The following is an 18,645-nucleotide window of genomic DNA, read 5'->3' on the forward strand; positions in this document are numbered from 1 at the left end:
CCAAAATCCAAGCGGCACGGTTGCAAGCCAGCCCCGCCTTGCCTCAGGGCTGTTCAATCGCTACAGCCATTCGGGGGATGGAGTGTGGCAATGAAGCCCTCGACGCTGCTGGAAGTCGCTCAACGCGCCGGTGTATCGACGGCGACCGTGGCCCGGGTGCTGAAGGCCAAGGGCTATGTCTCGGAGGTCGCCCGCAGCCGGGTCGAGGCAGCCATCAAGGCGACCGGATACCGGCCCAACGCGGTGGCTCGCGGGCTTCGCCAGCAGCGCAGCTTCACGGTCGGGCACATGCTGACCGCGATCACCGCCAACCCCTTCTTCGTCAATGTCGCGCATTGGGCGGAAGAAGAGGCGCTGGCCGAGGGCTACAAGACCTTCCTGTTCAACCACAATGGCAGCGCCGAACGCGAACGCCTCGGTGTCGAGCGTTTCATAGAGCGTCGGGTCGACGCGGTGCTGTTCACCAACGCGATCGATCGCCACAATGTCCAGTTGCTGACGGAGGCCGCGATCCCTGTCATCCAGCTAGAGCGCGCGGCAACGATCGAAGCGCCTTCCATCCGGGTCGACAATCTCTCCGGCGCGCTGGAAGCGATCGCCCATCTGGTCCAGTTCGGCCACCGACGCATCGCCTTCATCGGCGGCCACCCCGAACTTATCAACCGCGGCGACCGGCATTTCACCAGCGTCGAGGACGAGCGCCTTGCCGGCTATCGCGAGGGCCTGCGGCAGGCCGGGATCCCCATCGACGAAAGCCTGATCCGGCTGGGACGCTACTACCATATCGAGGATGGCGGTTCCGGCATCGAAGGCTATCGCCACATCAAGGCGCTGCTGGCGCTGCCCGAACGCCCGACGGCGATCTTCGCCACCTGCGATATCCTTGCGGCCGGCGCGCTGCAGGGGATCTATGAAGAGGGCCTCCGCGTGCCCGAGGACATCTCGATCATCGGCTTCGATGACACGCTGGCGGCAAACCTGGCGCCCCAACTGACCACCGTGGCCCAGCCGATGGAAGATCTCGGCCGGCTCGGCTTTCGCGCTGCACTCGACGCGATCGAGGGCCGGAGCGTCGTCATGTCAACGGTTTTGCCCACCCGGCTGGTGGTGCGCCGGTCGGCCGGTATCGCACCGCACCTAAAGTTCTGACCGAACGGCGATTGACAACGGTCTCGCCAATGCTATCGATTGGGCAATGTGTCATCGATAACACATGCGGCAGAGCGTCAAACGCGTGCCGGCAATCCCGCGCAAGACGGGATCGCTAAAAGAGAGTCTTTTGAGGAAACGCCGGCCGCCGCATCACCCGCGGCAGAGCCATGACTCGGGAGGGTTACCATGCGCATCACCGCACTATTGGCCGCGACCACCATCGCAGCCGGCTTCTTCACGGCCCCCGCCTTGGCGGAAACGACCGTCAACTTCTGGCAGTTCTCGACCCGCGACGCCGATATCGCCGCCTGGAACGGCGCCATCGCCTCGTTCGAGAAGGCCAACCCCGACATCAAGATCAACATGGAGATCGTGCCCTGGTCCGAGCAGCAGCAGCGCCTCGTCAGCGCGCTCTCGGCCGGCGGCCTGCCGGATGTCTCCATGCTCGGCAACAACGTCGTCGCCCAGTTCCAGTCGGCCGGCGCCCTCGCCCCGCTCGACGAATATTTTGCCGCCTATGACAAGGAGCATGGCACCAACGTCGCCGCCGACGTCTGGCCTGGCGACAAGGGCTACTACAACCTCGCCGGCAAGTGGTGGGCGTCTCCGGTCAATGTCGAGACGCGCGCGCTCTACTACCGCAAGGACCTGTTCAAGGATGCCGGCCTCGACCCGGAGAAGCCGCCGCAGACTTGGGCGGATTTCGCGGCCGACGCGACCAAGCTGACCAAGGACGGCACCTATGGCGCGGCTCTCTCCATGAGCCTCGACTATTTCACCGTGCAGAACTTCATGAGCGCTTATCTGGGCTATGGCGCGCGCATGATCGGCGAAGACGGCAAGTGCGGCTTCGACACGCCGGAGTTCAAGTCGGCGCTCGATACCTATGTCAGCGTCTACAAGAACAAGGCGACCCATCCCGACGCGCCAAGCATGAGCGGCGACACGTTCCGCAAGGGCTTCCGCGATGGCAAGTTCGCCATGATCCTCTCGGATGCCGGCCTCTACAAGGACTTGCAGAACGACAAGGCCGCCTTCCTCGGCCAGGTCGCGATCGCCAAGGTGCCGGCAGGCCCGGAGAACCGCTCCGGCTTCCTCGGTGGCTGGCCGCTGGTGCTCTGGGATGCGTCCGAGAACAAGGAAGCCGCTGCCAAGTGGATCCTCTACGCGACTCATGGCGACGCACTGAAGACGCTCGCGACCGAAGGCGGGTTCATTCCCGGCAGCGTCTCGCTGGCGAAGGGCGAGCCGTGGACGGCATTCCCCTATCCGCTGTTCGTCGAGCAGTTGCAGGACGCCCGCGCCTATCAGTATCCGAGCGAGGCGATCCCGCAGATGGGACAGCTTGAGGTCGACACGATCCAGAAGGCGGTGCAGGCCGTTGCTCTCGGCCAGCAGACGACCGACCAGGCGACGGCGCAGCTCTGCACCACCATCAACGAAGTCTTGGCTCGCTAGGGCTTCGAACAGAGCATGGCCATGGCAGCACGCCAGGAATCCGTGACCGTGGCCAGGGCGGCGTCTCGCCCTCCTGGCCGCTCCCTCCTGCCGGATCGCTGGCTGCCCTATGGCATGATCGGTCCGGCCGTCTTCGTGGCCTTTGCCATTGCCATCGTTCCGCTCTGCTACGCTTTCTGGCTGTCGCTGCAGGACTGGTACATGCTGCGGCAGCCTCTTCCCAAATGGGGCGGTCTGGTCAACTACCGTGCGTTGCTACAGGACACCCAGCTCTGGGCATCCTTCGGACGGACCTGGATCTGGACGCTCGGCACCGTCTTCGTCGAACTTCTGCTCGCCATGCCGATCGCGCTTCTCCTGAACCGCGAAACCGGCATCGCCCGCACCGCCTCGGCGCTGATCCTGCTCCCCTGGGTGACGCCTTTCATCGTGCTCGGCTTCGGCTGGCGCTTCCTGCTCGACAGCGATGTCGGCCCGATCCACTCCTTCCTGCACCTGATCGGCATCGCCGGCGACAGCTCCGTTCTCAACGATCCCGTCCTCGCCTTCGCGACGATCATCTTCATCTCCGGCTGGAAGGGCACGCCCTTCCTGGTGATCGCACTTCTGGCCGCGCTGAAGTCCATCCCGGACGAACTCTACGAGGCGGCTGAAGTGGACGGGGCCGGCGCCTGGTCGCGCTTCTGGCACGTCACCGTGCCGTCGATCCAGAACACCGTTGTCACCGTTGGCCTCGTGCTCGGCATCCTCGCCTTCTACTCGTTCGACCTGCCTTGGATCATGACCAAGGGCGGCCCCCAGGATGCGACCACGCTCGTCGGCATCGCCATGTACAAGGCGGTCTTCCTCGATCTGCGGCCCGCCTACGCCGCCGCGATCAGCATCGTCATGCTCGTCCTGCTGTTCATCGCCTCGATGTTCGCGCTTCGCGCCCGGAGGATCGACTGATGCGCCGCACTTCACCGCTCCGCGAAGCCGGCCTCGATGCGGTCACGCTCGTCGTCCTGTTCCTGCTGCTGGTTCCCATCCTGTGGGTGTTCGTTGCCTCCGTCCGGCCGGAGACCGATATCACCGGCGGCGGGCTTTGGCCGCAGCGGCTCACCTTCGTCCATTACGAGGCGATCCTCGCCAAAAAGCCATTCCTGATCGCGCTCAAGAACAGCCTGATCGTCGGCATCGTCGTCGCGATCATCACCACGGCGCTGGCGCTGCCGGCGGCCTATGCGCTCAGCCGTTTCCGCTTCCACGGCCGCACTTTCTTCGGCTTGCTGATCCTCGGCACGCAGATGCTGCCGAGCCTCGCCGTGCTGGTGCCGCTGGTCGTCATCGTGCGCCAGCTCGGGCTAACCAACACGCTGACGGCGCTGATCTTCACCCATCTGGCGCTCGGCATGCCGATCGCGGTCTGGATGCTCAAGGGCTACATCGACGCCATCCCGAAGGAACTGGAGGAAGCGGCGATGATCGACGGCTGCTCGCGGGTCGGCGCGCTGACGCGCATCGTCATCCCGCTGATCCGGCCCGCCATCATCGCGGTCGGCACCTTCGCCTTCGTCCTCTCCTGGGGCGAATATCTGATGGCGCTGGCGCTGATCTCGAAGGCCGACGTCAAGACGCTGCCGCTCGCCCTGCAGGGGCTGTTCGATCCCTATTCCTTCTCCTGGGGCCAGGTCATGGCCGGCGGCACCATCATCGCCCTGCCGGCCATCCTGCTCTTCCTGATCTTCCGCAAGCAACTGGTCGGCGGCCTTCTGGCCGGCGGCGTGAAAGGGTAATGCCATGGGCGCCATGACGCGTTCGCTCTATTTCAACGGCCCCCGCAGCTTGACGATCGAGGACGAGCCGCTGCGGGCGGCCGGTCCAGAGGATGTCGTCATCGAGGCACTTGTGTCCGGCATCAGCGCCGGGACGGAACTGAACGTCTTTCGCGGACTGGCGCCGCAGTGGCGCCAGCACATGGACCCGGCGACGCGGCTGTTCCTCGACGGCGGTGCCGACTGGAACTGGCCGGCGCGCTACGGCTACGCCATGGTCGGCAGGATCGTCGAACTGGGTTCGGCGGCCACGGGCGTCAAGCTCGGCGACCTCGTCTATGCCTATGCCCCGCATGGTCGTCACGCCGTGCTGAGCGCCAAGGCGGTGATCCCGCTCGGTGATCTCGACGACGCGGAACTCGGCGTCTTCTTTTCCAACCTCAACACGGCCTATAACGGCGTGCTCGACGCCAATCTGCCGCTGGGCGCCGACGTCGTCGTCTCCGGCCTCGGCGTCATCGGCCAGATCGTTACCCGCCTTCTGAAGCGAGGCGGCGCCCGCACGATCATCGGCGTCGACGGCATCGATTTGCGGCGCGATCTCGCTCTAAAGGGCGGTGCCGATCATGTGTTGCGGCCAGGCGAGGACAAGGTGGCGCAACGGGTGCGCGAGCTGACCGAAGGCCGCGGCGCCGACGCGGTCATCGAAGTATCGGGCGCCGCCCCTGCCCTCAACGAGGCGATCCGTACGGTCGGCTTCAACGGCCTCGTCGTCGCCATGTCCTGGTATGGCGGCACGTTCGAGAGCCTGAGCCTTTCCGGCGAGTTCCACCACAACCGGCCGCGCATCGTCTCGTCGCAGGTCGGGTCGGTCAATCCGTTCCTCGGCCCGCTCTGGTCGGTGCCGCGCCGGGCGCAGATCGCACGCGAATTCCTCGATGTATACTCGAAGGATCTGAAAGGCTTCGTCACGCATCGGGTCCCCCTGCAGGACGCCGCGCGCGGCTACCAGTTGCTGGACCAGGGCTCGCCCGAGGTCATGCAAGTTCTCATCGATTATCGTTCCTGATCCCGAAGGACCAGACTTCGTCATGCAATATTCCGCCTGTCTTGAATGGCTCTTCGCCGCCGAAGCGCCCGATTTCGCCGACCGGATCCGCCTCGCCAAAGAGGCCGGCCTGTCCGCCGTGGAGTTCTGGCTCTTCGGCAACAAGGACATCGACGCCATCGAAGCGGCCTTGAAGGAAACCGGCCTGCCGGTCGCCGGTTTCTGCGCGGAGCCGATGGTGCCGCTGACCGATCCGGCCCAGCATGAGGTATTCCTCGCCGGCCTGCCCGGCTCGATCGGCGTCGCCAAGCGCCTGGGCGCCAAGGTGCTGATCGTTCAGGCGGGTGCGGACCTTCCCGGCCGCAGCCGCGCCGAACAACGCCAGGCGCTTGTCGATGCGCTCACCAAGGCTGCCGATATCCTGGCCGGAACCGGCATCGTACTCGCCGTCGAGCCGCTGAACACGCTTGTCGACCATGTCGGCTATTTCCTGCCTTCGACCAAGGAAGGCCTCGATATCATCGACGAGGTCGGAAGACCCGAGATCAAGATCCTCTACGACATCTACCATTCGGCGGTCATGGGTGAGGACATCAGCGAGGTTCTGGCCGGCCGCGTCGACCGCGTCGCGCATGCCCATCTCGCCGACGCCCCGGGCCGCCACGAACCCGGCACCGGCGATCTCGACTGGCAAGCGCGTGTCGCCTGGCTGGAGGCGAATGGCTACAAAGGCCTGGTAGGTCTCGAATACAAGCCGACGCGCGACACGGTCGAAAGCCTCGCTGCCGTGCTCGCCGGAGCCAATGGATGGCGCGAGGCGGTTGTGGGCTCATCGTCAGCTTAGCGGCCTTCCGCCATCGACCGGGATCACCGAACCCGTCGTGAAGGTCAGGAGGCTTGCGACCGCCAGCACGGCGTTCGCCACCTCTTCCGGGGCGGAGAGACGGGCAAGCGGCGTTTGCGCCGCCTGCCGGTCGCGCCATTCCGGGTCTAACCCCTTGACGAACTCGGTGTCGACGAGCCCGGGCGAGACCGAAACGACCCGGATTTGGGGTGCCAGCGCGCGCGCCAGCGACTTCGTCAGGTTGTCGACCGCCGCCTTGGAGGCGCAATAGGCGATGTTGCTGCCCATCGCCGTGACGGCCGCGATGGACGAGATGTTCACCACCAGCCCGTCGCCGGATTGCGCCAGCAATGGGCGGAACGCGCGGACCATCGCGATCGGGCCGCGAACATTGACCGCCAGCACCCGGTCGATCAGTTCGTCGTCCAGCCCGTCAAGATCGCCATGCGCGACGAAGCGGGTGGTGCCGGCGCAGTTCACCAGGATGTCGAGCCGGCCGAAGAGCCTCCCGACATCCTCGGCCAGTTGGTCGATAGCCTGGGTGTCCGTCACCGGCGCCGGCATGGCGCGATGCCCCACACCCGGCAGCGAGGCCACCAGCGCCTCGGCCGACGTGGCAGACGTGTTGTAGCCGACAAGGACGGTCGCGCCGGAAGCGGCCAGCGCCTGGACGATCGCCGCGCCGATGCCGCCCGCGCCGCCGGTGACGAGAGCGACCTTGCCCTGAAGCGCCTGCGCGCCGATCGATGGCCGACTGCTCATGTCAATCCTTCTGCGCCTGCTTGTGTGCCACCAGGCGCATCAGCCTGCCATCCCGCCAGGCGCGGCGATCTGCGAGACTTTCGCCCGGCAATGCCTCGCGCCGTTCGGCGGCAACCTTGCCGACCAGCCCCTCCGACCAAGGTTTCGGCTCCGTGCGGTCCTGCGCCACCGAATGGTAGAGAGGCCCAAGACGCTGGGCATAATCGGCGACGCCGCCCGGTGCGTTCAGATCGATCGTCTCGAACGGCCCCATGAACGACCAGCGCAGGCCGAGGCCATGCGCGACGGTGGCGTCGATGTCGGCGGCGCTGGCATAGCCTTCCTCGAACAGCGCCCAGGCCTCGTTCAGGAGGGCGCCCTGCAGCCGGTTCAGGATGAAGCCGGCGATCTCGCGATTGACGACCACCGGCACCTGGCCGAAACGCGCCATTTCGGTGCGCAGGAACGGTACGATCGCCGGATCGGTCCAGGGCGCCGGCACCAGTTCGACCACCGGCACCAGATGCGGTGGATTGACCGGATGGCTGACGAGGAAGCGGCTGCGATGGACGCAGCCTTCGGTGAAGGCCGAGGCTGGGATGCCGGAGGACGAACTGCCGACTATCGCGTCCGGGCGCATCGCGGCGTCAATCGCCAGCGAAATCGCCGTCTTGACGTCGACGCGCTCGAACACGGATTCCTGGATGTAGTCGGCGTCCGATACCGCGTCCCCCAGAGTGTCGGCCACGGTGATGCGGCCGGCGATGGCGTCGACATCGTCGACCAGCCCGACCTCGCGCATGTCGGCGAGGCTGTCGCGGATGCGGTCCAGCACCGAGGCGCGGATCGACGCCTCGGCATCATAGACGCGCACCGTCGCGCCGGACCGGGCGAAGACGATCGCCCAGCCCGAGCCGACGAGGCCGGCGCCGACAATGGCGACGTTGCGGATCGGCTGCATCAGCTTACCTTCGACGTTTCGCCATCGGCGAGGCAGATCTCGGTGATGCGCAGGCCGTCTTCGGTGATCCGCGACGGGAAGCGATCACGCAGGCGCTCCTCGTGGATCGGGATAACGCGGCGGGATTCGTAACCGACCTGCTTCATCATCTCCTCTGTCGCCAAGACCAGATTGGTCTGGCTGCCGGTGGCGAGACCGACGGGCACGTAGATCGGATCGCTGACGTCGACGGCGCCGCCCGGTCCCTCGATGTTGTCGAAGACATAGACGAGGTCGCCGGCGAGCACCCAGGTGTCGGACGAATTCTCCTCGCCGTCATTGCGGACGGTGATCCACTGCGAGCCGAAGGTGTGGCTGTCGAAGGCGGCGTGCAGGTCGACGCCCGGCAGCACGTTGGCCCGGGCGCCATCGACGGTGACGAGGCGGCGCTGGCGGGCGAGATCGAGGCCGCGCACGATGTCGCCGGGATCGACGGCGGTCATCATCCAGCGCATCCGGTCGGGCAGCGCCATCGCCCAGGCCCATTTCGCGATCTCGCGCTCCTGGATGTAGAAGGTGGCGTTCGGGAAGTCCTCGACATTGCCGAAATGGTCGAAATGGGCGTGCGTCACGAAGACGGTATCCACGTCCTCCGGAGTCACGCCGACGCCACCGAGCACGGTGCGCGGCGAGCGCCAGTTCTCGACGCCGAAGCGGTCTCCCAGCACCTTGCCATAGTCCTTGTCGTTATAGCCGACGTCGATCATGGCGGTATGGCCATTGCCCTTGATCAGGGCATAGCAATAGGGAAGCTTCACATAGCCCTGATTGTGGGCGCCATAGAGAACGCCGCTTTTGTGATAGTTGGTGACATAGCTGTATTCGAGCACCCAGATCGAATAATCGCCCATGAAATCTTCCTCCCTAGCGCAGTGTTGGTTGGACCATGCATGAACAGCAGGCCTGGCTGAAATCGACCATGCTAAGCCCCGCCTCCATGTCGGAGGCGCTCCTCAGGGCTTGGTAGGCCGCGTTGATCTCATTCGAGGCGATGGCGAGCGCCGTCTCGCCGCCGCCGATCTCGCCGAAGCGGCGGAAATGCCGGAGACCGGCGCCGATATGCGCGAAGGTCGCGTCTAGCTTTGCCTTGTGGGCGGCAAGGCCGCCCGGCGCATCCAGCGCCGCCAGCGTTTCGCCGGCCTTCTGCCAGCGTTCGTCGGCGATCGGCAGATCCGGCAGGTCCAGCACTTCACGCCGGCCGCTGGCCTGAACCAGGATCAGCAGCCCGGCCAGTTGGCCGATAAGCCGGCGAAATGCCTCATACGCCTTGCCCGCCTCGATGCGGTAGGCGACGACCTGATCGGCCAGCGCCTCGTCGGACGGCGCCGCGATGGCGCTGGCCGTGAAACGCGCGGGCTCGGCCAGGGCGGAGCAATCCTCCCGGTGCAGCGTCACGGCGCGTTCGAACAGCGCCCGGCCGGCCTTGTCAGTCTGCATGGCGATCCCTCGTGGACTGGCGCTCGACCAGCACCGTCGGCGCGATGCGCTGGACGAACGGCTCGGTCGCGGCATGGGCGGAAACCTTGCGGGCAATATCGACCGTGCTCTTCAGCATGGCCTCGACGGGCTGGCGCACCGTCGTCAGCCCGTGCGACGGCCAGGCGGCCATGGCGACATCGTCAAAGCCCACGACCGAAAGGTCCTCTGGGATGGCGAGGCCCAGTTCGCGGCGCACGCCGTCCATGAAGCCGATGGCGAGAATGTCGTTGGCGCAGAAGACACCGTCCGGCCGGACGGGCAGCGCTCCATAAGCGGCCGCCGCGCCATAGCCCGCTTCATAGGAGAAGAGCCCGGCTTCGACGCAGACCGGTTCTTCCAGGCCGCGCTCGATGGCGCGCTGAACGAATCCGGCGCGACGTTCGACATTGGTCGAGGCGTCCGGCCTTGCCGCGATATAGGCTAGACGTTCATGGCCGCGATCAATCAGAAAGTCGGCGACCATGGCGCCGCCGACGCGGTTGTCGCAGCTGACGCCGAAGCAGTGATCGTCCTCCGACAGGCGGTTGAAGAACACGACCGGCGTACCCTGTGCCTCGCATTCGTCGCGAACCTCCGGCGAGAGGCGCGAGGCGAGGATGATGGCGAGATCCGGCTGATAGGTGAGCAGCAGGCGGACCGCGTCATCGATCTCCTTCGGGGCCTGCGCCGCCACCAGCATGACGTTCATGCCATAGGCGCGCAGGTCCTCGGTCATCCGGGTGACGACCTCCGGATAGAAGGGATTGGTGATGTCCGAAACCACCAGTCCGACGATGCGCGTCTTCTTGGTGATCAGGCTGCGGGCGAAGGGGTTCGGCCGGTAGCCGATCTCCTGCGCCCGCTTCAGCACGGCGTCGCGCGTCTGCTGCGCGATGACCGCGTGCGGATGAAAGGCCCGCGAGACGGTCGACACGGACATGTTGAGGTCGCGCGCCAGATCCTTGACGGTGATGCGCGGTTTGCGCTCCCGTCCACTCGCCTTGTCGGCCATGATCAATCCTCCGCGGTCCATGGTGATCAGGCGGCGTTACGCCCCCCGAATCGACGGACGCGGATGTTCGCCTGTTCGGCGTGACCGTGGAATCCTTCCAGCATGCAGAGGCGCGAACAAACTTCACCGACCAGCGCGCTGGCCTCGTCCGTCAGGACCTTCTGATAGGTACAGGTCTTGAGGAACTTGCCCACCCAAAGCCCGCCGGTATAACGAGCGGCTTTCTTGGTCGGCAGGGTGTGATTGGTTCCGATCACCTTGTCGCCAAAGGCGACATTGGTGCGCGAGCCCAGGAACAGCGCGCCGAAATTGGTCATGTTGGCCAGGAAGTAGTCGGGATCGCGGGTCATGACCTGGACATGCTCCGAGGCGATCCGATCGGCTTCCGCCACCATCTCCTCGTAGCTGTCGCAGACGATGACCTCGCCATAGTCGGCCCAGGACTGGCCGGCCAGCGCCGCCGTCGGCAGCGTCTGCAGCTGGCGCTCGATCTCGGCCATCGTATCGCGGGCGAGTTTCTCCGAATTGGTCAGGAGAACCGCCGGCGAATTCTTGCCGTGCTCGGCCTGGCCGAGCAGGTCGGTGGCACAGATCTCGCCATCGACGCTGTCGTCGGCGATCACCAGCGTTTCCGTGGGGCCGGCGAACAGATCGATGCCGATGCGGCCATAGAGCTGGCGCTTGGCTTCGGCGACGAAGGCGTTGCCAGGGCCGACGATCATGTCGACCGGGGCGATCGTCTCGGTGCCGAGCGCCATGGCGCCCACGGCCTGGACGCCGCCGAGCACATAGATTTCGTCGGCGCCGGCGAGGTGCATTGCCGCGACGATCGCCGGATGCGGCCCACCCTTGAACGGCGGCGCGCAGGCGACGATGCGCTTCACGCCCGCCACCTTGGCCGTCACCACGCTCATATGCGCAGAGGCGACCATCGGATATTGGCCGCCCGGCACGTAGCAGCCGACGGCATTGACCGGAATGTTCTTGTGGCCGAGCACGACGCCGGGAAGCGTCTCGACCTCCAGATCGAGAATGCAGGCGCGCTGCTTCTCGGCAAAGTTTCGGACTTGCGCCTGGGCGAAGCGAATGTCGTCGAGATCCTGCTTCGAGACCTTGGACAGCGCCGCCTCGATATCGGCGTCGCTCAACCGGAAGGTCTCCGGCGACCAGGAGTCGAAGCGCTCCGAAAGCTCGCGGACAGCCGCGTCGCCGCGCTTGCCGATATCGGCCAGGATGCCTTCCACCGTCGCGCGGACCTTCGCGTCATTGTCCGCGACCGTGCTCTGATCCTGACCGCGCTTCAGATACTTGGCCATTCTCGTTCCTCGTCTCGTCAAAGGGATGGTGGACGGCCGAAGCCGTCCACCGGTTTGCTTCAGGGGCTCACGGTCGGCTGGATCTTGGTCAGCTTGTAGAGATCCGCCGGCGGCTCGCAGTTCTGGCAGTTGATGCCGGGCTCGTTCGGCGCCTTGACGATCTCGGCCGGCAGCGGCTGGATCGTGGCACCCGGGGTCGGCTTGCCTTCGAGCGCCGAGAGCAGGGACAATTCGGGCAGCAGTTCCGGGTTGAACACTTCCGTCACGAAGGAAGACGGCACCTTGCCATCCGGGAAGGCGTTGCAGCCGTTCTCGAACGTCTCGCCTTCGCAGAGCTTGACCGAAGCGGCCGGCACCCACGGCAGCGGGTACTCGATGTTGGTCGCCTCGAGCGTGCGCTTGCCGGTGAGGATTTCCATCAGCAGCTTGAAGGCATAGCCCGACTGCGCCGGCGGCGAACCGGCCGAGACGCCCTTCAGGCCCTTGGCCTGCATGTCCGGATTGGCGAGCGCCAGGCGCAGGCCGTTCGAATTCTCGCCGGTCATCGGCACGAGCTTGGTGCCGGCATCCTGCAGCGCCTGGATCGCGCCATACTCGCCGGCCTGGGCCCAGATACCATCGACATCGGGATGGGCCGCGAGCGCCTTGGCCGTCTCCTGCTGGGTCGTGCGGTCGTCCCAGTAGGAATAATATTCGGCCGCGATCTCGATGCCCGGATACTGCTTGAAGATGTGCATCGCGCCGTCAGTGTGACGCTTGTCGACCGAGTTGCCCGGCACGCCGCGGCTCAGGAAGATCTTGCCCTTGCCGCCGAGCTCGTTGACCAGAGCCTGGGCGGAATTCTCGCCGAACCCTGCCGTGATGTAGCTGACATTGTAGGCGCAGGGTTCCGTGACCGTTGCGTCATAGGTGAAGAACTTCACGCCCTGCTCGCAACCGCGCTTGATGACGCGATTGAGCGCCGTCGAGGAGATCGGGAAGGTGACGATGCCATCGGCGCCGGCCTCGATCATGCTCTCATAGGCGGAGATCTGGGCCTGCGGATCGGTGCCCGAGATGACCTCGATCAGTTCGACCTGCTTGTCATAGGGCGGCGTGGCGGCCAGCGCCTTGACGATGTTCGCCGCCTCGGACTGCCACGCATTGCCGCTATAGCTGAGGCTCAGATAGATCTTGAATTTCTTGTCTTCGGCATGGGCCGAGCCGACGAGACCGGCCAGCGCCACCGCTGCCGTCGTGCAGAGCATGGTGGCCCTGCTGATACGCTTCCAATTCATCATGTTTCCTCTCCTCTTCCTTCCCTGGAACGCCCGACGATGCGGTGAGAACGTTCTCACAAACAGGCAAGCCTCTCGCATCGGCCGGAGCGGACTCCTCCCGTCAGTTTCGCTTCGGCCGTCGCAGCCTTGCGAAGAACTCCTCGCGCATGAAGAACAGGGCGGCGACGATGATCCCGCCCTCGATCACGGTTCGCCAGCCTTGCTCCAGGCCGATCGCCGCGATCACCGTGCCCAGCGTCGTCAGCAGAACAGCGCCGCCGACCGTGCCGATGAAACTGCCGCGCCCGCCGAGGATCGAAGAGCCGCCGATCACCACGGCCGCGATGCTGGGGAGCAGATAATTGTCGCCCATTCGGAGCGTCGCGCCATTGGCATAGCCGACCAGCATCATGCCGACGAAACCGGCGCAGATGGCGCTGACGACATAGGCCTGGGTCGTCACGGGACCGATGGCGACGCCGGCCACCCGCGCCGCCTGATCGTTGGCGCCGATGGCGTAGAGCTTGCGGCCAAATACGGTCCGGCTCTGCAGCAGCCAGCCGGCCAGCACGAACAGGACGACGAAATAGACCACGACCGGAATGCCGATCCAGGTCGTCTTCATCAGCGCGGTCATCGCGGCCGGCGAGGCGCCCCGCGGCGTGCCGCTGGTATAGCCGAGCGCGGCGGAAGCCAGGATGATCGAGGTCGCCATCGTCATGATGAAGGGCGGGATCTTGAGCACGGTGACGCCGAAGCCGTTGAAGGCGCCGACGAGGCCGCAGATCGCCAGGATCGCCGGCAGCACGTACCACTCCCCGCCTCCGCCCGCCCAGCCGGTGGCGAGCACGCCGCCGAGCGTAATCACGGCGGGAATGGAGAGATCGAGGCCGCCGACCAGGATCACGAGCCCCTGTCCGAACGAGAGCACGATCAGGAACGAGGCAAGCATCAGCACGGTCAGCACCTGGCTCCAGGAACCGAGCGCGGGGCTGACGAAGCGCGAGCCGAGGATGAGCAGGATGCTCAGTCCGAACACGATGATGGCGTTGGTGGTCTCTCTGGACATGCCGCCGCCGCGACGCAAATCCGCCGAAGCCTGGAAGGCGGCACCCTTGGGTTCCGATACGCTCATTTCTTCGCTCCGGCGTTGAACAGGCGCGGCATGAAGCGGCCGAACAGGATGGCGAGGATCAGGACGAAGCCCTGGAAGATGCCGGTGTAGAAGGACGAGACGCCGCCGGAGAACAGCACCTTCTGCAACAGCATCAGGCATCCGGCGCCGACGATCGAGCCGATCAGCCCGCCGCGGCCGCCGGAGAGCGAGGTGCCGCCCAGAGCCACGGCCGCGAAGACCAGCATCAGGAAGGGCGCGCCGGCGTTCGGATTGCCGGTCGCGGTCTGCGCGCTCAGCATAAAGCCGGCGACGCCATAGAGCATGCCCGCGCCGACGAAGGCGGCGAAGCGAACGCGCGTCACCGACACGCCGGACAGCATGGCCGCCTGCTCGTCCGCGCCGACGGCATAGATGCCGATGCCGGTATTGGTGCGCAGGAAGACGAGCCAGAGCAGCGCGACCGCAGCGATGATCAGCCCGGCGATCGGCACGACACCGAACAGCGTTCCCGTCAGTTCGTAGGAAACCCAGTCGGCAACCATGCCGCCGGGCGCGTCGAGGATCACCAGGGCCAGCCCCTGGCAGACGATCATCGTTCCGAGCGTCGCCGCGATGGTCTGCAGGCGCAGCACCGCGACCAGCCAGCCATTGACCGTCCCCACGACCGCGCCGATGGCGCAGCAGCCAAGCAGGCTGATCAAAGCCCCGCCGGGTCCCTCCATCGGCCAGACGGCCATGAACACATTGGTCAGGGACACTACACCGGCGACCGAGAGGTCGAAGCCGCGGCTCAGAACCACCAGCGTCTCGCCGGCGGCGGCGATCGCCAGCGGCGCGGCATTGTTGATCAGATTGGTGAAGGTGTAGGACGAAAGCGCCCGCGGCTCCCACATGGCGTAAAGGGCGTAGAGGACGACATAGAGCAGCGTGACGATGGCCGCCCCGCTGGTGAGCGCCCTGACCCAGCTAGACTTGCGTCCGCCGCCATTCCGCTCGAGCGGCTGCACCGCGCTGGCACTCATGAACCCGTCTCCAAACCCGCCATGCGCGGCGCACCCTTCGGCACGGTGGCATGACCCACCAGCGCCCCGACCAGGCGCTGCTCCTCAAGCTCCTCGCCGTGGAACTCCGCTAAAATCCGGCCGCCATAGAGGACCATGCAGCGATCGGCGAGATCGGTGACCTCGGGCAGTTCGGAGGAATAGAACAGCACCGAACCGCCGGCATCGGCGAAGCGGCGGATGGCGGCGTAGATCGACTGCTTCGTGCCGACGTCGACGCCGCGGGTCGGATCAAACAGCAGCAGCGTCTGCGCGCCGGTCAGCAGGGTCCTCGCCAGCAGCGCCTTCTGCTGGTTGCCGCCGGAAAGATCGGCGATCGGAAACGACAGGTAGCGGGCCGCGAGATCGACGCTCTCGGCGACCGAAGTGGCCGCCTTGGCCTCGAGCCCGCTCCAGACGAGGCCGCCACGCGATATACGGCCGGCCACCGGCAGGGTGATGTTTCCGGCCGCCGTGAGACTGGACAGGATACCCTCGGTCTTTCGCTCTTCCGGAACATAGGCGATGCCGCGGCCGGCCTTCAGCGCGCCCTGCGGATTTCGCAGCACCGTCGGCTTGCCATCAATGTGGATGCTTCCGGCCGCAGGCCTGGCAAGACCGGCGAGGATGCGGAACAGGTCGCGCTGCCCCTGCCCTTCCAGCGCCGCGACCGCCAGCACTTCGCCCTGTCGAAGCGTGAAGCTGACATCCTTCAATTGCCCACCCGCAAGCCCGGCGACGGCAACGGACGCCGGCGCGGCGGTATCGCGCAAGGGACGCGGCGTCTTGTCGTTGCGAACGGCGCGGCCGACCATCATCTCGAAAATGTCGGCGTCGGAAGCACCGGCGAGATCCACCGTCGCGATGCTTCGGCCATTGCGCAGGACGGTCGCGCGGCTGCAAAGGGCGCGCACCTCGGCAAGGCGGTGCGAAATGTAGAGGACGGCCACGCCGCGGGCGGTGATTTGCCGAACCAGCCCAAACAGCCATTCGACCTCGGAAAGGGCGGCCGTCGGCTCATCTAGCACCAGAACCTTGGTCGCGTGTTCCATGGCGCGGACAATCTCGAGCCGCTGACGATCGGCGAGCGAAAGCGCGGAGACCGTCTCATCCGCGTCGATGCGCGCGAGATCGTAGCGCCGGAGGATCTCGGATGCTGCTAGGCGGGCCGCCGAGGCGGAAGCGAGGCCGGTCCTGCCCCGCGGCATGCGCGGCATCATCAGGTTTTCGGCCACCGTCAGGTTCGGCAGCAGGCTCAGTTCCTGAAACGCCGTGGCGACGCCGTGGCTCCTGGAATCGAGAATGGTGCGCGGCTGGAAGGCGCTGCCGGCCAGCGTCATCGCACCGTCATCGGGGCGCACGACGCCGCTCAGGATCTTCACGAGCGTGGATTTGCCGGCGCCGTTTTCGCCAAGCAGCGCATGCACTTCGCCCGGCTGCAAAACGAGGTCGACGCCTTCGAGCGCGACGGTGGCGCCATAGGATTTGGAAACAGCGCGGACCGCGAGCGCAGCTTGCCCGTCTCTGACCATGCGCCCCTCCCAAGGTCCATATCGTCAGTGAGAACGTTCTCTGAGAACGTTCTCATACTGATTCAGTCAGAACCTGCTGTCAACAGCCTCGACGGCGGATTCAACTCGCGCGGTCCTTAGCAGCCCGAATTCCGTGCCTACACCGGGCGAAACGGGCTCACAGAGTTTGAAATATTTGCGCGATATGCTCACCATTTTTAATAACGGGGGCACACCTATGCGTACATCGCGCAATAGGTCAGCCATGCAGAGCCTATCGAGCGACCTCGCCCGCTGGCGTCTGCTTTGACGCGACGGCGGCTCATCCTGGGGCATGATCCAGATCTATTGTCATGGCGAGCTATGCCAGAGGCGATCAAAGCGCTGCTGAAGCCGATCGCAACGAAGATCGGCATGGATCTGTCCAATTCGAAGGGCGATATGAAGAACAAGCAGCAGCTCGGTGGAGACGTCATTCGCACGCTTAACGCCAAAGCAGTGCTCGTTCGGCCTAGCCCTGAAGTCGGCACTCCCGGGAACGCCTGAAAGACACGTTCCCGGGGATAGGAGCTAAGTGGTGCGCCTCGGACCAGAGACTATTCCGGCCAGCGGTCGTCGGGGCGCCAGAAGCCGAGCTTCGGCGTGTTCCAGGCGTCCGTCGGCAGGAACAGCGTGTCCTCGGTGCGCAGGTTCTCGCGGATCGCCTCGAGATTGATGTCGATGCCCAGGCCCGGCTTCTCCGGCACCTTCACATAGCCGTCGGACATATAGTCGGGATCGATGCCGGTCACGAGGCCGTGCCAGAACGGCAGATCGAGACCGTGATGCTCGCAGGCGACGAAGCTTGAAATGGCTGCGGCGCAGTGGATGTTGGCCATGAAGCCGATCGGCGAACCGGCGCAATGCAAGGCCGTCGGCAGGCCTTCCTGCTCGCCGTCATCCGCGATCCGCTTCGTCTCCAGCATGCCACCGGAGGAAAGCAGGTCGGGGTGCAGGATGTCATAGGCGCGGGTGCGGATCGCCTCGCGGAATCCTTCGCGCAGATAAAGGTTCTCGCCCGCCGCGATCGGCGTCAGCAACGCGTCGGCAACCTTCTTGTGGCCGGGCGTGTCGAAGAACGGGACCGGATCCTCCATCCAGGCGAGATCGAACGGCTCGAGCGCCCGGCCAAGCCGGATCACTTCGTCGGCGGTCAGGTAGCCTTCGCCAAAGTGGTCGACGCAGAGCTGCGTGTCCGAGCCGACCGCGGCCCGAACCGCCGAGACCACCTCGACGGCGACGTCGATGCTGCGCTGGGTCAGCTTGGCGCCCCGATTGCCGCCCGGCGCCTTGAACCACTGTCCCGGCTCATAGGCATAGTCATATTTCGCGTCATGGCCGACCAGTACGCCGCCCGCGCCCTCGAACAGGCTCGGCCGCAGGTCGAACTTGATGAAGTTGAGGCCCTTGGCACGACGGCCCAGCACGGCCTCGACGAAATCCTCGGGCGTCGGATTGTCGGGCGTCGGCGTATCGCCATAGAGGCGAACGCGATCGCGATACTTGCCGCCAAGGAGCTGGTAGCACGGTACGCCATAGACCTTGCCGACGAGATCCAGAAGCGCAATCTCGATACCGGAGACGCCCCCGCCCTCGCGGCCCCAATTGCCGTAGCGCTTCATGGCATTGAAGATCATGTCGACATTGCAGGGGTTCTGCCCGATCAACATGCTCTTGAACTGGAGCGCGTTCTCGGCGTGACCGGCATCCCGCACCTCGCCAAGGCCGTAGACGCCCTGGTTGGTGTCGATCCTCAGGATCGGATAGTCGTAGTTGGAAGCGACGACAGCGAGCCGCATATCGGTGATCCGCAGCTCGGACGGGCTCGAGAAGCGGTTCACCGCGTCTTCGACTCGGCCGATTTCCTTGGCGGTCTGTTGCAGGGACATGTCCTTA

18 protein-coding genes are annotated in these 18,645 nt (G+C 65.5%); 7 read left to right on the top strand and 11 right to left on the bottom strand.

Annotation, left to right across the window (positions count from 1 at the left end; genetic code table 11):
- Positions 1 to 90: 90 nt before the first annotated feature.
- The 6 genes from ABIE08_RS21715 to ABIE08_RS21740 all read left to right on the top strand — a co-directional run bounded on the left by ABIE08_RS21715 (position 91) and on the right by ABIE08_RS21740 (position 6,256).
- A complete protein-coding gene (locus ABIE08_RS21715; RefSeq protein ID WP_354553993.1) occupies positions 91 to 1,149 on the top strand; it encodes a LacI family DNA-binding transcriptional regulator in 1,059 nt (352 codons plus the stop codon).
- 189 nt (positions 1,150 to 1,338) lie between these two features.
- The gene (locus ABIE08_RS21720) at positions 1,339 to 2,610 is read left to right on the top strand and encodes an ABC transporter substrate-binding protein (protein ID WP_354553994.1); all 1,272 of its coding nucleotides are present in this window, start codon (positions 1,339 to 1,341) and stop codon (positions 2,608 to 2,610) included.
- Positions 2,611 to 2,631: 21 nt separating this feature from the next.
- A complete protein-coding gene (locus ABIE08_RS21725; RefSeq protein ID WP_354553995.1) occupies positions 2,632 to 3,558 on the top strand; it encodes a carbohydrate ABC transporter permease in 927 nt (308 codons plus the stop codon).
- Entirely contained in the window at positions 3,558 to 4,385 is an 828-nt protein-coding gene (locus ABIE08_RS21730; protein ID WP_354553997.1) for a carbohydrate ABC transporter permease, read from the top strand. The genes ABIE08_RS21725 and ABIE08_RS21730 overlap by 1 nt, the downstream gene beginning before the upstream one ends.
- Before the next feature lie 4 nt (positions 4,386 to 4,389).
- Positions 4,390 to 5,433, top strand: a complete 1,044-nt coding sequence (locus ABIE08_RS21735) for a zinc-dependent alcohol dehydrogenase (RefSeq protein ID WP_354553998.1) — start codon at positions 4,390 to 4,392, stop codon at positions 5,431 to 5,433.
- 22 nt (positions 5,434 to 5,455) lie between these two features.
- Positions 5,456 to 6,256, top strand: a complete 801-nt coding sequence (locus ABIE08_RS21740) for a hydroxypyruvate isomerase family protein (protein WP_354553999.1) — start codon at positions 5,456 to 5,458, stop codon at positions 6,254 to 6,256.
- On the opposite strand, the gene ABIE08_RS21745 is transcribed toward ABIE08_RS21740, so the two are convergent.
- The 10 genes from ABIE08_RS21745 to ABIE08_RS21790 all read right to left on the bottom strand — a co-directional run bounded on the left by ABIE08_RS21745 (position 6,248) and on the right by ABIE08_RS21790 (position 16,731).
- The gene (locus ABIE08_RS21745) at positions 6,248 to 7,018 is read right to left on the bottom strand and encodes an SDR family NAD(P)-dependent oxidoreductase (RefSeq protein ID WP_354554001.1); all 771 of its coding nucleotides are present in this window, start codon (positions 7,016 to 7,018) and stop codon (positions 6,248 to 6,250) included. The two genes, ABIE08_RS21740 and ABIE08_RS21745, sit on opposite strands and share 9 nt — an antisense overlap.
- A 1-nt stretch (position 7,019) precedes the next feature.
- On the bottom strand, positions 7,020 to 7,958 hold the full coding sequence (locus ABIE08_RS21750) for a 3-hydroxyacyl-CoA dehydrogenase (protein WP_354554003.1): 939 nt from the start codon (positions 7,956 to 7,958) through the stop codon (positions 7,020 to 7,022).
- The gene (locus ABIE08_RS21755) at positions 7,958 to 8,848 is read right to left on the bottom strand and encodes an N-acyl homoserine lactonase family protein (RefSeq protein ID WP_354554004.1); all 891 of its coding nucleotides are present in this window, start codon (positions 8,846 to 8,848) and stop codon (positions 7,958 to 7,960) included. Before ABIE08_RS21755 ends, ABIE08_RS21750 begins: the two co-directional genes overlap by 1 nt.
- Positions 8,849 to 8,861: 13 nt before the next feature.
- On the bottom strand, positions 8,862 to 9,434 hold the full coding sequence (locus ABIE08_RS21760) for a hypothetical protein (protein ID WP_354554006.1): 573 nt from the start codon (positions 9,432 to 9,434) through the stop codon (positions 8,862 to 8,864).
- Positions 9,424 to 10,467, bottom strand: a complete 1,044-nt coding sequence (locus ABIE08_RS21765) for a LacI family DNA-binding transcriptional regulator (protein WP_354554007.1) — start codon at positions 10,465 to 10,467, stop codon at positions 9,424 to 9,426. The genes ABIE08_RS21760 and ABIE08_RS21765 overlap by 11 nt, the downstream gene beginning before the upstream one ends.
- Positions 10,468 to 10,493: 26 nt before the next feature.
- A complete protein-coding gene (gene hisD, locus ABIE08_RS21770) occupies positions 10,494 to 11,783 on the bottom strand; it encodes a histidinol dehydrogenase (RefSeq protein WP_354554009.1) in 1,290 nt (429 codons plus the stop codon).
- Positions 11,784 to 11,842: 59 nt separating this feature from the next.
- Complete coding sequence (locus ABIE08_RS21775) at positions 11,843 to 13,063, bottom strand: sugar ABC transporter substrate-binding protein (RefSeq protein ID WP_354554011.1); 1,221 nt, start codon at positions 13,061 to 13,063, stop codon at positions 11,843 to 11,845.
- A 100-nt stretch (positions 13,064 to 13,163) separates the two neighbouring features.
- Complete coding sequence (locus ABIE08_RS21780; protein WP_354554013.1) at positions 13,164 to 14,177, bottom strand: ABC transporter permease; 1,014 nt, start codon at positions 14,175 to 14,177, stop codon at positions 13,164 to 13,166.
- The gene (locus tag ABIE08_RS21785) at positions 14,174 to 15,181 is read right to left on the bottom strand and encodes an ABC transporter permease (protein ID WP_354554015.1); all 1,008 of its coding nucleotides are present in this window, start codon (positions 15,179 to 15,181) and stop codon (positions 14,174 to 14,176) included. Before ABIE08_RS21785 ends, ABIE08_RS21780 begins: the two co-directional genes overlap by 4 nt.
- On the bottom strand, positions 15,178 to 16,731 hold the full coding sequence (locus ABIE08_RS21790; RefSeq protein WP_354554017.1) for a sugar ABC transporter ATP-binding protein: 1,554 nt from the start codon (positions 16,729 to 16,731) through the stop codon (positions 15,178 to 15,180). The genes ABIE08_RS21785 and ABIE08_RS21790 overlap by 4 nt, the downstream gene beginning before the upstream one ends.
- A 342-nt stretch (positions 16,732 to 17,073) precedes the next feature.
- On the opposite strand from ABIE08_RS21790, the gene ABIE08_RS21795 reads away from it, so the two are divergent.
- Positions 17,074 to 17,256: a hypothetical protein gene (locus ABIE08_RS21795; RefSeq protein ID WP_354554019.1), complete on the top strand. Its 183-nt coding sequence runs from the start codon at positions 17,074 to 17,076 to the stop codon at positions 17,254 to 17,256.
- A gap of 50 nt (positions 17,257 to 17,306) precedes the next feature.
- Here the strand turns inward: ABIE08_RS21795 and ABIE08_RS21800 are convergent, their stop codons facing one another.
- The gene (locus ABIE08_RS21800; protein ID WP_354554021.1) at positions 17,307 to 18,638 is read right to left on the bottom strand and encodes a mandelate racemase/muconate lactonizing enzyme family protein; all 1,332 of its coding nucleotides are present in this window, start codon (positions 18,636 to 18,638) and stop codon (positions 17,307 to 17,309) included.
- Positions 18,639 to 18,645 lie beyond the last annotated feature (7 nt).

Source organism: Kaistia defluvii (genome assembly GCF_040548815.1).
Taxonomy (GTDB): domain Bacteria; phylum Pseudomonadota; class Alphaproteobacteria; order Rhizobiales; family Kaistiaceae; genus Kaistia; species Kaistia defluvii_A.